The sequence below is a fragment of the Thermococcus profundus genome, assembly GCF_002214585.1.
GTDB lineage: Archaea > Methanobacteriota_B > Thermococci > Thermococcales > Thermococcaceae > Thermococcus > Thermococcus profundus.
Window position 1 is genome coordinate 1,640,413 of sequence record NZ_CP014862.1, and the last position, 13,996, is coordinate 1,654,408.

General features: G+C 53.1%; 11 protein-coding genes. 6 read left to right on the top strand and 5 right to left on the bottom strand.

What is annotated here, in order from left to right; all coding sequences use genetic code 11:
- The first annotated feature begins 110 nt into the window (after positions 1-110).
- On the top strand, positions 111-2,114 hold the full coding sequence (locus A3L09_RS08885; protein ID WP_088858611.1) for a CGP-CTERM sorting domain-containing protein: 2,004 nt from the start codon (positions 111-113) through the stop codon (positions 2,112-2,114).
- A 201-nt stretch (positions 2,115-2,315) separates the two neighbouring features.
- A complete protein-coding gene (locus A3L09_RS08890; protein ID WP_088858612.1) occupies positions 2,316-4,082 on the top strand; it encodes a methyl-accepting chemotaxis protein in 1,767 nt (588 codons plus the stop codon).
- Here the strand turns inward: A3L09_RS08890 and A3L09_RS08895 are convergent.
- Positions 4,063-6,609 (bottom strand): DUF5814 domain-containing protein, encoded by a 2,547-nt coding sequence (locus A3L09_RS08895; protein WP_088858613.1) that lies wholly within the window; start codon positions 6,607-6,609, stop codon positions 4,063-4,065. The two genes, A3L09_RS08890 and A3L09_RS08895, sit on opposite strands and share 20 nt — an antisense overlap.
- Before the next feature lie 101 nt (positions 6,610-6,710).
- Here A3L09_RS08895 and A3L09_RS08900 point away from each other — a divergent pair, with 101 nt between their 5' ends.
- Complete coding sequence (locus A3L09_RS08900) at positions 6,711-7,103, top strand: 30S ribosomal protein S8e (RefSeq protein WP_088858614.1); 393 nt, start codon at positions 6,711-6,713, stop codon at positions 7,101-7,103.
- Positions 7,104-7,225: 122 nt separating this feature from the next.
- Here A3L09_RS08900 and A3L09_RS08905 read toward each other — a convergent pair whose 3' ends face one another.
- From A3L09_RS08905 to A3L09_RS08915, 3 genes are all read right to left on the bottom strand, one after another.
- Positions 7,226-8,518, bottom strand: coding sequence for an AlbA family DNA-binding domain-containing protein (locus tag A3L09_RS08905; protein ID WP_088858615.1), 1,293 nt, complete (start codon positions 8,516-8,518; stop codon positions 7,226-7,228).
- A gap of 102 nt (positions 8,519-8,620) precedes the next feature.
- Positions 8,621-9,700: an NOG1 family protein gene (locus A3L09_RS08910; protein ID WP_088858616.1), complete on the bottom strand. Its 1,080-nt coding sequence runs from the start codon at positions 9,698-9,700 to the stop codon at positions 8,621-8,623.
- 82 nt (positions 9,701-9,782) lie between these two features.
- On the bottom strand, positions 9,783-9,995 hold the full coding sequence (locus tag A3L09_RS08915; RefSeq protein WP_088858617.1) for a hypothetical protein: 213 nt from the start codon (positions 9,993-9,995) through the stop codon (positions 9,783-9,785).
- Between the two features lie 118 nt (positions 9,996-10,113).
- On the opposite strand from A3L09_RS08915, the gene A3L09_RS08920 reads away from it, so the two are divergent.
- The 3 genes from A3L09_RS08920 to A3L09_RS08930 are packed head-to-tail and all read left to right on the top strand — an operon-like array spanning position 10,114 to position 13,230.
- Entirely contained in the window at positions 10,114-10,827 is a 714-nt protein-coding gene (locus A3L09_RS08920) for an undecaprenyl-diphosphate phosphatase (protein ID WP_088858618.1), read from the top strand.
- A 5-nt stretch (positions 10,828-10,832) separates the two neighbouring features.
- Entirely contained in the window at positions 10,833-12,101 is a 1,269-nt protein-coding gene (gene glmU / locus A3L09_RS08925; RefSeq protein WP_088858619.1) for a bifunctional sugar-1-phosphate nucleotidylyltransferase/acetyltransferase, read from the top strand.
- Positions 12,094-13,230, top strand: a complete 1,137-nt coding sequence (locus tag A3L09_RS08930; protein WP_088858620.1) for a DUF835 domain-containing protein — start codon at positions 12,094-12,096, stop codon at positions 13,228-13,230. Before glmU ends, A3L09_RS08930 begins: the two co-directional genes overlap by 8 nt.
- 12 nt (positions 13,231-13,242) lie before the next feature.
- Here A3L09_RS08930 and A3L09_RS08935 read toward each other — a convergent pair whose 3' ends face one another.
- Entirely contained in the window at positions 13,243-13,920 is a 678-nt protein-coding gene (locus A3L09_RS08935; protein ID WP_088858621.1) for a TBP-interacting protein, read from the bottom strand.
- Positions 13,921-13,996 lie beyond the last annotated feature (76 nt).

Consider the following 13,996-nt stretch of genomic DNA (forward strand, 5'->3'; position numbering starts at 1 on the left):
TTGCGAGGGGCCAAAAAAGGAAGGCAGCATTTTATCTCCTTCCGGTTCGAAAATAGCATGCAGAGGAAACGTTTTAAGCCCCGCCGGTTTCCTTATTACCTGGTGATACCATGCTAAGGAAAGTCCTCTCCCTGCTGCTTGTCTTGACTGCCGTTTTCGCCACCGTTGGCTACGTTTCAGCAGAGGAGTACTCCCACACCTACAGCGACTACCTCCACCAGCCAGCACCCGTCGTTCCGGCGTTTACGATCCCTGGAGGCAGTTTTGAGCTCTACCTGAAGGGCAGCGACATAACCGTCAGCTCGATAGAGGCAGTTTCAGTACTTCACGGCCCGTACCAGCTGAACATCCTCGGAACCTCCCCAGGGGAGAATGGAATGAGCGTCGTTAAAGTGGGCACTCCGAAGGACATAACCCCAGACACCTACTTCCTCCTCATAAAAACCAACAAGGGCACCCTGGTTCTGCCGAACGGCCTGAAGGTCTTCAAGGAGTGGCCGAAGGAGCTCAAGCTCGCCTGGACGAGCGACACGCACGTTACCACGGGCGCAAAGGTCGGCTACGTCTGCGGCGACTACTTCCAGAGCAATATCTACAAGCTTGAGAAGATGTGTTCAAACCCGATCCCGCTCCACAGCGTTGTCGCCACGTACAGCGCATACCTCTACTGGGGAATGAAGGGAGCAACCCTCATGATAAACACCGGCGACGAGGTTGACACCAGCGGCGACATGGTGGGCTACAAGGTCATGTTCGACATAACCAAGGACACTTCGGCCGCTGACATTCCAGTTGTTGGAATCAAGGGCAACCACGATGACCCGCCGACCGTTTACACCCAGATCCTCGGCCCGAAGTACTTCTACGTGACCGTAGGAAAGTTCCTGATAATAGGCCTCGATACCGGCGGTGACCAGGGATACCCAACGATGGATCAGATAGAGTGGATGGAGAAAGTTCTCGACGAGCACAAGAACTACACTCCAATTATCCTCTACCACCACCCATACTTCTTCGACCCCGGATGGAACTACCTCGGCGGCGTGCTGAAGGGCCTTGACCCACAGAGCGACTGGGATCAGATAAAGGGCCACCTCCGCAGGAGCTGGCTCACCGATGAAAACATCGCCAAGCGCTTCCTCGAGGACATAGTCAAGTACAACGTCCCGCTCACCATGAGCGGCCACATCCACCACGACATGTACTGGCTCTACATCGATAAAGAGGGCAACAAGCACTACTTCCTCACCCTGACCTCAACCGGCGCCCCGGACAAGGAGACCAACCCGGCTACTCACCCAGGATACAGCCCGACTTGGTACGGAAGCAACCTTGTGATCATAACAGAGAACGGGAGCGTCCAGATGCCCTATGTCAACGTGGACATACAGAACGACAAGGTCAGGAGCGACTTCATGAGCGTCCCGGTTCCGCAGAGGTTCCTGGCCTTCAGGCAGGTTTCCCAGGAGGGCACAGTTGTTAAGTTCGTCAACGAGCTCAACGAAAGCGTTTCGGGCCCAATAGTCCTTCCAATACCCCAGGGCGCCAACGTCGACCCCGACGCCACAAACATAACCTACACTGTCGTTGGAGAGAGGCAGATAGGTGATCAGTACTACGTTATGCTGAACGCCACAGTACCCCAGGGAGTTTCCCAGCTCGTTATCGACACCGAAAAAGACACCGCAAAGCCATCCCTCCAGATAGCCTACCTCCAGCCCAGCCACCCGAAGCCGAACTCCAACTTCATCGTCTACTTCATGGCCCAGGACAACCTCGGCATAAGGGATCTGTATGCAGTCGTGTACGATGAGAAGGGCAATCCTGTTAAGTACGGCAAGGTCGAAAAGTTCCCAGGGGAACCATCAAGCGGAAAGCCTGGGGATACCTTCTACATCGTCCAACTTCCGGGCCTTAATGAAGGCAAGTACAAGATAGAGATAGTCGCAGAGGATTTCTATGGGAACAAGGCAACGACCACAAAGGAGATTACGATAGGCGGCACCAAGAAGAGCACAACGACAACCACCAGCGAGGGAGGAAAGGGAATCTGCGGACCGGCCGCTATAGTGGCCCTAGCCGCGGTTCCCGCCTTGCTCCGTAGGAGGAAGTGAACCCTTCTCCTTTTCTTTTCTCCAGCATCCTTTCATTCTCAATCTCCCTCCTGATTGTCTCTGCCCCTTCCTCAGTGCTCTCCATCTCGGTCAAGTACTTACACCCAAAGACTTGAGAAAGGATAATTCCTTTTTACCTACATTCCCACCTACACAAAAGCGTGTTAAACTTTGAAAACGTTATTTTTACGGTGGGTAAGGATGGACATACGAAAGACGGTTAGGGTAGGGATAGTCATAATGCTAATCCTCAACCTAGTCGCAGTCAGTGGAGTGTTCATCTACGCCAGCAAAGCGAAGGCGGACGGGGCAGTGATAGACATAGCCGGCAGGCAGAGGATGCTCACCCAGAAGATGTCGAAGGAGGCACTTGCGATAGCAGTGGGCAATGATAGCTATCGAAAGGACCTTCTAGCAACGGCCGAGCTTTTTGATAAAAGCCTGAGGGCCCTGCTCTACGGTGGAACCGCCCCAATACACAGCAAGGAACAACCAGTTCCTCCGGCGCCACCTGAAGTCAGGACTCAACTCGAAAAGGTGGAGGCACTCTGGCAACCGTTCTACAAAAACGTTCAGATAGTGGCCACTAAAGACCCGAGTGACCCGCAGTTCAAGGCTGCCCTTGATTACATCCTGGCCCACAACGTTGAGCTCCTTACCGAGATGAATAAAGCGGTTGGACTCTACAGCAACACGTACGGCAGGAAGCTTACGTACCTTAAGATTTACCTTCTGATAATGCTGGCCCTCAGCATCTCAGTTGGAGTTTATCTTCTTAAATTCCTTGAAAGGGTAATCGATGATTTTATGTCCCTACATGAAAAGAGTGTAAAGCATGGGAAGACACTCGAGAAGGAGCCGAAACATCTCGTTGATTACATCACTGCCCTCTCAAGAGGCGATCTCACAGCGGAACCTAAGGGAGGGAGCGGAGAGTTTGAGAAGGTTCATAGAGCCCTCAACGAGTTCAGGGAGAGACTGATTAAAACGGTGAGTACTTTAAACGAAATAACATCGGAGCTGAAGTCAAACTCGGAGCGGCTTCTCAAGATGTCAAAGGATGGTGTTAGCTTAGTTGAACAGGGCACTGAAGCCGTCCGACAGATAGCAATCGAGGCCCAGAGACAGCAGGAGAACATCAACGAGATTACTGAGGGAATGCGCTACGTGGGGGAGATAAGCGACCAGAGCGTTCGTTCCATGGAGGAATTTGAAGAGTCCATGAAAGAAGTTGTGAGCATGGCCAACGAGGGAAGGGAGAGAAGCCGCGTCTCCGCCGAGAAGATAAAGAGAATTCAGAGTATCATAGGAGACGTAAAAGATGCCGTTGACTCCATAAGGAATATGGGCAAGAACATTGAGAACATCACCAACGTGATAACTGGTATAGCAGAGCAGACAAATCTCCTTGCCTTAAACGCCGCTATTGAGGCTGCCAGGGCTGGTGAGGCAGGCAAAGGCTTCGCAGTCGTTGCGGAGGAGATACAGGAGCTTGCTGAAGAAAGCAAAAAGGCAGCTGAGGACATAAGGGCCATAATAACACAGATGTCAGACAGGATAGAGAACACGGTAGAACTGACGGAGCACAGCGTCAGCACGGTTGAAGAGAGCTCATCAAGCCTAGAGGAGACGGTTCAGTACCTCGAAAACATCGCCGAGATGATTGAGGAAGTGGCTCCCAAGATGGAAGAGGTTAAAGACGGCATCATACGCACGAAGGAGGAAGTTGAAAAGGCATTGAGGGCAATGGAAAACCTGGCTGCCTCTGCAGAGGAAACCACCGCCTCAACTGAAGAAGTGACTTCCACGATGGAGGAGCAGGAACGCATTGTCCGCTCACTCGAGGGCATGGCCGCCACAATAAACAGCGCGGTTGGCAGGGTGGTTCCAATAGTGGAGTCGTTCAAGTTGCCCAAGAGGGGACTCGCCAAACGGGTTGTTGAGGGGGTTAGGAGCCACCTCCCGTGATGGGCCTATGCCCTCGCCCCCCGTTTTTAAATTGAATCCTCCTGCCCTCCTCGATCTCCCTTCTAAGGAGCTTCGCCTCTTCTTCAGCCTTCCTCACGCGGAAGACCCTCGCTATCCTCTCGATGGCCTCAAGCTTCCTAACGATGCCGTCGAGCCATGTGAAGACGTCTCCCGGATAGACTATCAGTCCGTAAACCTTCCTGAAGTGCTCCGCTATCTGAGTGGGGTGCTTTCCGCTCCGCCTCAGCTCGATTATCATGTTGCTGACGCGCTCCATGGCATATTCCGCGCAGTCCTCCTCGGGGCACATGAAGAACTCCTGGTACATCGTGAAGAGCCTCTCGGCGGCGTTGGGACTGAGCTCCGGAATCACCCTGTCGAGTTCATCGAGGATTGATGCGAAGCTCGGCGAGAAGACGTTGGCGCTTAGTCTTCCCCTCACAGCTCCCTCAAGCTCCCTCTGGAGTGTTCCGCTTAGGTAGAGGTTCTCAAAGGGGAGGAGCTTAACGGCTATCCACCTTGCTTCCTTCTTTCCAAGGTTCTCCCTGATGAACGCGGCCTCCTTGGGGAGGAGGAAGCTCATGCTAACTGCCCTTCCGTAGGGAGTGACCTCAACGATAGGCCGCTTCACTCTCACAAAACCGAACTCGGCCAGTTTCTCAAGGACCTTCTCGGCGTTCTGGTTGGCGCCGATACACTTGGATTGAACGTCTTCAATGACGTCAAGCCTGTTGAAGACACAGGAGTGTGCCAGAACGTTGTCCTGCTCGAGTTCGTCGCTCCACTCGACGATAACAGGTTCAATCGGAGCGGTGAGGAGCTTGAAGGCAACCTCGTCCTCGCTGCCCTCCATTTGGGCCGAGTACTTCCTTCCAGGCTCAACTATGAGGTAGACCTTCCCCTTCTCGTGGTAGAGCGGTCTCCCTGCCCTTCCGAGCATCTGGTGGAATTCCCTCACGCTCAGCCACTTGTTGCCCATCGCGAGGCTCTCGAAGATGACCTGGGAAGCGGGAAAGTCCACGCCAGCTCCGAGTGCCGCTGTTGTTACAACAACATCGAGCATCTGGGCCTGGAACTCGATCTCTGTGAGCTTCCTCTGTTTGTAGGGCAGGCCTGAGTGGTAGGGCTTCGCCTTCAGCCCCTTGCTCGTGAGGTAGGCGGCCAATTCGTGGGTTCTCTTCCTTGAGAAGGTGAACACTATGCTCTGGCCTTTATAGCCCTGCTGGGACTTCCTGCTCGCCTCGGCGCGGCAGAGGGCCGCTATATGCCTCCACTTCTCGCTCTCGTTCCTTGCGATTATAATGTGCCTCTCCAGGTCAACCGGCCTCTCGTCGTAAAGCACCAGTTTTAACCCAAGCTCCTTCGCCAGCTCCTCCGGATTGCCGACAGTTGCCGAGAGGCCTATGAACTGGGCCCTTGGGTAGAGCTTTCTAAGGCGCGCGATGAGGCCGTCTAGGCGGGGCCCGCGCTCCTCATCATCCAAAGTGTGAATCTCGTCGATGACTATCGTCCCAACGTTCCCTATCTTTCTGCCAGCGCGGAGGAGGTAGTCAATTCCCTCGTAGGTTCCGACGATTATGTCGGCGTCTATGCCCGTATCAACGACAACAAGCTCATCTCTGGTCTTTATCCTGCTCATTCCGACCCTTATCGCCACTCGGAGGCCGAGCTTGGAATACCTACGCTTAAAGTCCTCGTATTTCTGATTTGCCAGAGCCACCAGCGGGACAAGGAAGAGCATCTTCCGGCCTTTCATCCCCTTCGGAACGCCGGCGAGTTCCCCAATCAGAGTTTTCCCGCTTGCGGTTGCGGAAACCACAAGGAGGCTCTCACCATCGAGCAGGCCGTTCTTTACCGCCAAACTCTGAACGGGAAGGAGCTCGTTAACTCCTTCTCCTTTTAGAACCTCCTTAAACTTCTCCGGAACCGGAAGCTCGTCCACTTTGACTTTCTCAACCTTAACGTGCTTCGCCTTCAGCTCGTCCCACTTGGTTATCTCGGGGTGTTTGGTCGGGTCGAAGCGCGGGTCGAAGGCGTAGAGAACTTTATCCAAATCCCTGAACCTCTCCAGGAGCTTCTTAGCCTGGTCGAACATGGCGATGCTCTTGAAGCGGAAGCGGAGCTCCCTTTTAAGCTCATCCTCGGCACATCTCTCGCAGATGTACTCGTCGTGGTACTTTATGCGGTTTCCTGAGGTTAGAACGGTTATTTTACCTTCAAGAAGGCAGAGGCGGCAGAGTTCGGCCTTCTCAACGCGCTTGTTCTGCAGTCTCCTCTTGAAGTAGTCCTCCCACTCGTCGGCATTCACAAGGACGATTCGGGCCTGACGGAGGAGCTTTTCAATCTCCTTCGGATTCCTGTACTGGCTCCCCTCAAGGACCTTGAAGAGCCGCCCCTCGCGCATTATAAATCGGTATATCGCGTCAGCTTTGAGGTTCTGCATCTGAGAGAGTTTTTCAGGCTCGTTTTCAATGAAGAATGCCTCAAGCTCGTTCTTCTTCCTTCCGGGTCTCACGACGAAGAGCATTCACTCACCCTCCACCGGTTGAAGGTAAGAAAAGCTTATAAACGCACCTCCCAAAGTGGCGTTAGGTCGAACGAGACTCAGGATCATATGAGGTGAGAAGAATGGCCATCTGGCAGGGAAGATCACTCAAAAAGCCTTCAGGTGGAAGGATCGTTCTCGCTAGGAAGAAGAGGAAAAGGGAGCTCGGAAGAGAGCCGGCCAACACGAAAGTTGGAGAGGACAGGGAGAAGAGGAAGATCATAAGAACCTACGGCGGCAACAGGAAGGTTCGCCTAATCGAGGCCCTCTACGCCAACGTCTTCGAGGGCGGAAAGGGAAGGAAGGTCAAGATACTCAACGTTATTGAGAACCCCTCAAACAGGCAGTACGCGAGGAGGAACATCATCACCAAAGGGGCCATCATCGAGACCGAGGCCGGCAAGGCCATCGTCACCAGCAGGCCCGGCCAGGACGGGGTTGTCAACGCCATTCTTATCAAGGAAGAGAACGCCTGAGCTCTTTTCTCCTTTAAACCACTTTGGCTTTTCTTAACAGTTAAGCGTCACCGTAAAGCACTGTAAATGGAAAAAGTTTACAGTAAACGACCCCCAGCGTAAAATTTTGGGGTTTACGTGAGTTAACGGTTCAGGAGGTAACGCCTCTGAGAGCCCCTCCCTTCGCTCCTCACGAGGCCCCATCCCTCAAGTTTCTTGAGCCTCTTAAGAAGGGTGGGCTTTGATATTCCAAGCTCTTCCGCAAGTTCCCCGCTTCTCCTGGGAGTTTCCAGAGCCGATAGGATTTTTCTGTCAAGTTCATCGAGCAGTCTGCCTGCCCATTTGTGGAAGATGACCTCGAATCTGTTTGCCCTGGTTTTAAACTCAACACCGACGAGGCCGTGTTTCTTGCACTCTTCCCTTATCATCCTCAGGCCATAACCGTACTTCTCGATGTAGCCGGCATCGTAGAGGAGAGAGCACAGGTTGGGATTCCTCGGAACGTGTTCGGGGTCGTTTAGATCAACTCCCGGCATTAAGCCCCCAGGGTTTCTTATCACAAGCCTGTCCGGGTAAACAAAAACCCTGACGTCCGCTGGGATGGCATAGTTCCTGTGGGCAAAAGCGTTTATCAAAGCTTCTCTAACCGCCCTTGGGGGATATTCCGGGAGCTTAACCCTCTTCGTCCCAACGACAACTTCGTACGTCCTGAACTCCCGTGTGAGGGTGTAGAACATGTCATCAACCACGCGCCAGACCGGGCCTGAGAACTCGACGCTCTTTACCGCCTCGTCCCCCTGCATCCACACTATCCTACCCCCTGAGTGGGGTATAAAGTCGGTGGCATCCGTGAAGAAGAGAACCCCCGCGTTCGTCAGGCGTTCTCCCTTCACCGCCTTCGAACTCCTAAGGTATCTCATCCAATCCTCTCTAGGTATCTTCCTGCCCCTGGCCCTCTCAAGGGCGGAGAAGAACCACTCCACGTATTCATTTTTCATCTCTGAAAGGTCAACCAGTGGGAACTCGTCCCACGTTACAGTCCCCATCTCAGCGGAGAGCATCAGGATTTCCTGGACTGAGAGGGGTCTGATGCTGGAGCCAATTCGTATGTAAGCGACCCCCCCGATGGAGCACAGCGTCTTTGACCTTGGAACCTCCACGACGAGAACGTCCTTATCTCCGACGCGGACCACGTTAGTTTTCACGCTTATCGGTGGAGTTATGTTCTGAAGCGCCGAGGACAGGACTTCCTTCGCCTTCTTGGTGTCCACTCCAACGATTCGGCCCTCGTCCGAGACCCCAATAAGCAGGTAGCCGCCCTCAGCGTTTGCCATGGCGCAGATTTCTCTCGCTATGTTGGAGGTTGCCTTGGCTTTGAACTCAACCCTCTCGTTCTCCCCCTCCCTGAGGAGTTCTATAAGGGATTCCACATTCATGTTTATCGTTAAATACCATAAACCTAAAAAGTTTATGGTAAACAACTTCTAGCGTAAAATTTTGGGGTTTACAGAATTTAACGACAAAGAGAGCAAAAGAGGTCAGAGCTCCAGCTCTTCCCGGTACTTCCTCAGCTCCTTCTCCATGATCCTTCTCGCCTGCTCCTCGACCATCGGCTTGACGAGTCCTATAACCCGCTCCTTAAGCTCATCCAGGCCCTCGCCGTTGAGCGCCGAAATCCTTATCGGCTCGAGTCCCTTGGAGCGGACAAACTCCTCGATGGCCTTGATCTTCTCCTCCTCGGCTATGTCCACCTTGTTGAGCACCACTATGAACGGGAACTCGCCGAACTCACGGTGGATCTCCTCAAAGAGGTGGGTCTGCTCTTCTATCGGATAGCCACAGTATTCGCTTGGATCGAAGATGTAGACGATAACCTTTCCAAGGTGCTTCAAGGCCAGTATAGCCTGCCTCTCCACCTCGTTCCTCTCGCTAAGCGGTCTGTCGAGGAGGCCCGGCGTATCGATCACCTGGTACTTGAGGTAGTGCTCCTCGAACTGGCCGACGTTTATGCCCTTTGTTGTGAAGGGATAACTGGCAACTTCGGGCTTCGCGTTGGTTAGAGCCCTCAGCAGGGTGCTCTTACCAACGTTGGGATGGCCTGCTATGACTACAGTTGGAAGCTCAAGATCGACGACTGGAAGGTCCTTCAGCACGTTCCTGGCCTGGTTGAGGTACTCAAGGTCGTCTTTAATGTCCTTGAGAACGTCGGCAACACGGCCGTAGAAAGCCCTCCTGAGCCTCGCCATCTCAACTGGGTCCCGTGAATAGCGGATTTTCTCAACGTATCTCTGCTCGAGGTTTCTGATGGTCTTTATTGCCCAGTTCACCCTTCCGAGGGAGCGGTGGAACTGGTCTCTATCGACGAGCGTATCAACGAGCTCCCTGTAGAAAGCCGGAAGCTCCGAGACTCCGGGGGTTCTGTCGAGGAGTTTGCGGAGGTTGTCCCTTATCACGTTGGAAACCGTCCTCACTCTGAGCTCTTCCCTTCCCCTAGCCTTGGCTCTGGGGCCGCCCTGGGGAGTGAAAGCCGAAGCCGCCTTCTCGGCCCTCCTGAAGGCCTTGTCGATGAGCTCATCAGCGGTAAGAACCGTGGGCATCTTCTCAAACGGATTCTTCATAATCTCACCTCAACTGCTTTTTTTCTCGCGGAATAAGAGTTTTTTAAGGGGTTTAAAAAGATGCCTGAGGGGAAGAAAAGAGTCACTCATTCAAGTCTTTATTGACCTCATAGGCAAAGTATATTACCAGAAGCGCTAGAAACAGCAGTATCGTGGTCATTACCTTACCGACAGTCAGTCCACTGGTGAAACCTGCCACAACAAGCAGCAGAAACACCAGGACGGTCAGAAGGCCGAGCTTACCGAAGAGTCCCTCATACTTATTGAGGCTGTCAATTATCGCACCCAATCCCATGAATTCCACCCCCTAAGAGATCTTTCTCTAAACCAATTGGGTGCGGAAATATAAAAAGTTATCGCGCCTCCCTCGAAAGGTTTATTTTTGTCCGTACCAAGGATAATCAGGTGGTATCTTGGACTACGCCGTAATGTTACTGAGGGCCCTTTTGGGGACGATTTTGGCATGGCTTCCGGTTAGTCCGGAGATCGTCCCCAATCTTTCGGGATATCTGTGCCCCATATACGTGGGGGCCGCCTTCGCCGGGGTGTTTTACTTCAGGAGAGAAATAGGCCTGATCCCCCGGGACTTCATAACCCAGAGCACCGACGAGTGGCCGCGGGTATTCCTGTACTCACTCCTCTTCACGTTCGTCATCGGTTATCCCATAGGGAAAAGAGTCGGAACCCTCACGGCCTCCCAGCTCATCATCGTGGACATTGTTTTGGGGATAGGCCTCTTGATCCCAGCGGCTCTGACTAATGTTTCATTAAGACTTCCAGAGGACACAAAGGCCTTCGTGCTCTCAACATCGATGGGGATTGCCCAGGGACTCTCTTCCCCGGGTATAGCACGGGGGGCGCCATCACTCCTTGCCGCCCTGGTAGTCGAGAAAAACGTCGAACGTGCGGTTAGGGCAAGCCTCCTAGCTTCTTCCGGCTACTTTGCCCTTCGGGCCATTCTAATGGGTGGCCCCGGTGTAGGCAGCATAGATGCCATCCTAACTTCCACCGTCTCTTTCCTGCTTTCCCTCTTGGTGCTCGAAGTTATCTTAAGATCCTCCCGCTATGGCAGGAAGTTTGTGATAGCATATGCCCTACTATCATTTATTGCACTGCTCTGGAGGTGAAGAAAGTGAAGGGTGTTATACTCGCGGCTGGAAAAGGCGAAAGATTGAGGCCCCTCACCGACGACAGACCTAAGGTTATCCTCAAAGTGGCCAATAAGCCTATAATAGAGTACGTTCTTGAGAACCTGGATCCTTTCGTTGACGAGTTCGTCGTTATAGTCCGGTACAAGAAGGAAAAGCTGATCGAAGTTCTCGGCGACGAGTTCAACGGGAAGCCGATAACCTACGTCGACCAGTTACCGGGGGAGGGGACGGCGAAGGCCATAGAATCGGCGAAAGAACACGTGGGTGAAGAGGAGTTCATAGTGGTCAACGGCGACATATACTTTGATGTTGAAGCAATTAAGGAGCTCATATCTGTTTTTCGACGCGAAAACGCGGATGCTGCCCTCGTAGTTAAGGAGTTCGACGATCTAAGCCACTTCGGAATGGTAGAGACTGAGGGAAGCCTCGTCAAAGCCGTAAGGGAGAAACCGGGAAAGGTTAGGGGATACGCCAACCTCGGAATTTACGCTTTCAAACCGATAGTCTTCGACTTCATAGAAAAGACCAACCTCAGCGAGCGCGGGGAGTACGAGATAACCGACACGCTGAACCTGATGATAGAAGGCGGGAAAAAGGTCGCCTGCGCGGTTTACGACGGCTACTGGAACGACATAGGAAGGCCCTGGAACCTGCTGGAGCTCAACGAATATATCCTAAAGAACAAGCTCAAACACGACGTCAGGGGAACGGTTGAAGAGGGAGCAGTGCTCATCCCCCCTGTGGAGGTCGGTGAGGGAACGGTGATAAGGAGCGGGGCCTACATCATCGGGCCAGTCAAGATAGGCAGGAACTCCCGCATCGGTCCGAACTGCTTCATAAGGCCCTATACGAGCATTGGAGACAACTGCCACGTCGGAAACGCAGTCGAGGTGAAGAACTCCATCATAATGGACAACTCAAACGCCCCCCACCTCAACTACGTCGGTGACTCAATAATCGGCGAGAACAGCAACCTCGGGGCCGGTACGATAACCGCCAACCTGAGGCACGACAGGGGCAACATAAAGGTGGAGATAAAGGGCAAGCTCGAAGACAGTGGAAGGCACAAGCTTGGGGCTATAATCGGTCACGGCGTCAAAACGGGAATAAACGTCAGCATCTACCCCGGAAGGAAGATAGGAAGCGGTTCCCTTATCGGGCCGGGGGTCGTGGTGGATAAGAACGTGCCGGCCGGGACCCTGGTAATCCTCAAGCAGGAAAAGGTCTCGCGGGTGAGGGGGGATGGCTGACAGCATCGCCCTCCTAAACTTCCTATCAAGGTGGATCCTCTTCGCGGCCGTTGCGTACAAAACGTACAGGACACAGGACAAAGGCTGGGCCCTCATATCCGCCGCGGCTTTCATAAACGCCCTGGACGTTGAAGCGTACATTCTCACCCCATTGGGGATAACAATCCCCAAGCCTGTCTACACAGTGTCGTCAAAGATCCCCAACTTCTACGTTTCAATACTCGCCCTCTGGGGCAGCTTCCACCTCAAGTACAAAAAGACGTCCTTCCGTCACGTGCTCTGCCTATCGGCTATCCTCGTCATTTCATACGTCTGGATATTCCTTCTTGCCGTAGATGCGTTCCACGGCAACTTTGCCCTCAACTCCAGCTTCCCATCCCTGTTGCTTGGAGGGAGCATCGTTTACCTCAGCGTTGTTCTGTGGAACTACGTTATCCCCAGACGTCTCTGGGACAGGCTCTTTCCCATTGGGCTGTTTATAGTTGGCGTACTCAATCTAACCTATCCCGTGACAAGGAATATCGAGTGGTATTCACATGTGGCCTTTTTCACTGCCGCCCTGGGAAGACTTCTGGCCGCCCTTGGGGCGTTTACCTTCGTGTTCTACCCAATTTCGGAGCCATCAGGCCCCCAGAGGATCGAGCTGAAGTCTGGAGCGTATTTCGCCAAAGACGTCAAAGAAGTAACAAGAACTATTCCGGACTTCTTCCAGAACGATCTGGTGGCAGTAACCAGAACTTCACCGCACGAGGCCAGGAGAAGGTTCACCCCCGCATCAATGGTGTTCTGGGTAACAAAAGCCAGGGAGGGGCAGGTTGAGGAGGCCCCGACTGTAGTGGCAATATCCCCAACGAAGCTCGGCATCCTTCAGGATCTCGTCGTGAGGGAGGTTGAGCAGGGCTTTAGAGTTGTTTATATCGACGCGTTCGAATACCTGTCGGTTGAAGTCGGCTTTCAGAACGCCATGAAGTTCCTGCTGTCGGTGAGGGACTTCGTGCTCTCCCACGGCGGCCTTCTGATTCTGATAGCTAGTCCAGAGGCATTCAAAGAGCAGGAGTTCAAGATAATCCAGCGCGAGTTCAGGGATATAAATGAGTTACTAGGGACAGAAGAGAAGAAAAAGGCATAGGCCTCGATTTCATTATCTTTCCCCTGCGGAGGCCATGGATTCCTTCAGGAAGTCCCTTGTCTCCTCGCTGAACTCTCCAAATGGAACTTCCTCCCCGAACTTGTCGTATACCTTTCCGTCGCGGAAGTTTATCTCGAAGACCTCGTACCTCTCCCCGTTCTTCTCGTGGAGCTTGATCCCGTGACCCTTTAGGTGAGCCTCAAGGCTGTCTATATCAACGTACTTCCCGCACTTCTCACACTTGTAGAACTGCCAGAAAACGTAGTCCTGTCCAATGACGGCATTCTCCTTTATGTGGGCTATAAGCCTGCCGCCGAGGTACTCATAAAAGTCCTCCTGGGACAGTTGCCCGTCCTTTTCCGTTACCTCAAAGCCGCTCCAGACGATATGGTCGTGCACATCGCTGAGCGTCGCTCTAGCGTACTTATAGGTCATCACAAAAGCCCCGTTGTGGACGGTGAAGACGCCCTTGTCTGGAACAGCTATGATAACTATTCCCTCTTCGTTTAGTTCATCGGCTATTTTGAGTGCGTGCTCCCTGTTGTCCGCGGCAAGGATCTTCACCCTGATCCCGCTTTTTTTGTGGATCCCCCCTATTACGTCGTTCCTTATGCTCCAGTGGTAATCGTCAAGATAGCGAACCTGAGTGTAAACCCTCTTCATCCTGGGGCTGAGGTTTTCGTAGCCCACCTTCACCACCGGCTGAAAGTGGGTATTTGAGCTTAATAAACCTTAGTGAAAAAGCTTAAAAATGGGGTAGAGGGCA

Bases quoted from the DNA above. Each gene is read 5' to 3' on its own strand.
- A3L09_RS08930 (WP_088858620.1), top strand. From the start codon at position 12,094: ATGGCTGACAGCATCGCCCTCCTAAACTTCCTATCAAGGTGGATCCTC.
- A3L09_RS08900 (WP_088858614.1), top strand. From the start codon at position 6,711: ATGGCCATCTGGCAGGGAAGATCACTCAAAAAGCCTTCAGGTGGAAGG.
- A3L09_RS08910 (WP_088858616.1), bottom strand. From the start codon at position 9,700: ATGAAGAATCCGTTTGAGAAGATGCCCACGGTTCTTACCGCTGATGAG.
- A3L09_RS08895 (WP_088858613.1), bottom strand. From the start codon at position 6,609: ATGCTCTTCGTCGTGAGACCCGGAAGGAAGAAGAACGAGCTTGAGGCA.
- A3L09_RS08905 (WP_088858615.1), bottom strand. From the start codon at position 8,518: ATGAATGTGGAATCCCTTATAGAACTCCTCAGGGAGGGGGAGAACGAG.
- A3L09_RS08885 (WP_088858611.1), top strand. From the start codon at position 111: ATGCTAAGGAAAGTCCTCTCCCTGCTGCTTGTCTTGACTGCCGTTTTC.
- A3L09_RS08915 (WP_088858617.1), bottom strand. From the start codon at position 9,995: ATGGGATTGGGTGCGATAATTGACAGCCTCAATAAGTATGAGGGACTC.
- A3L09_RS08890 (WP_088858612.1), top strand. From the start codon at position 2,316: ATGGACATACGAAAGACGGTTAGGGTAGGGATAGTCATAATGCTAATC.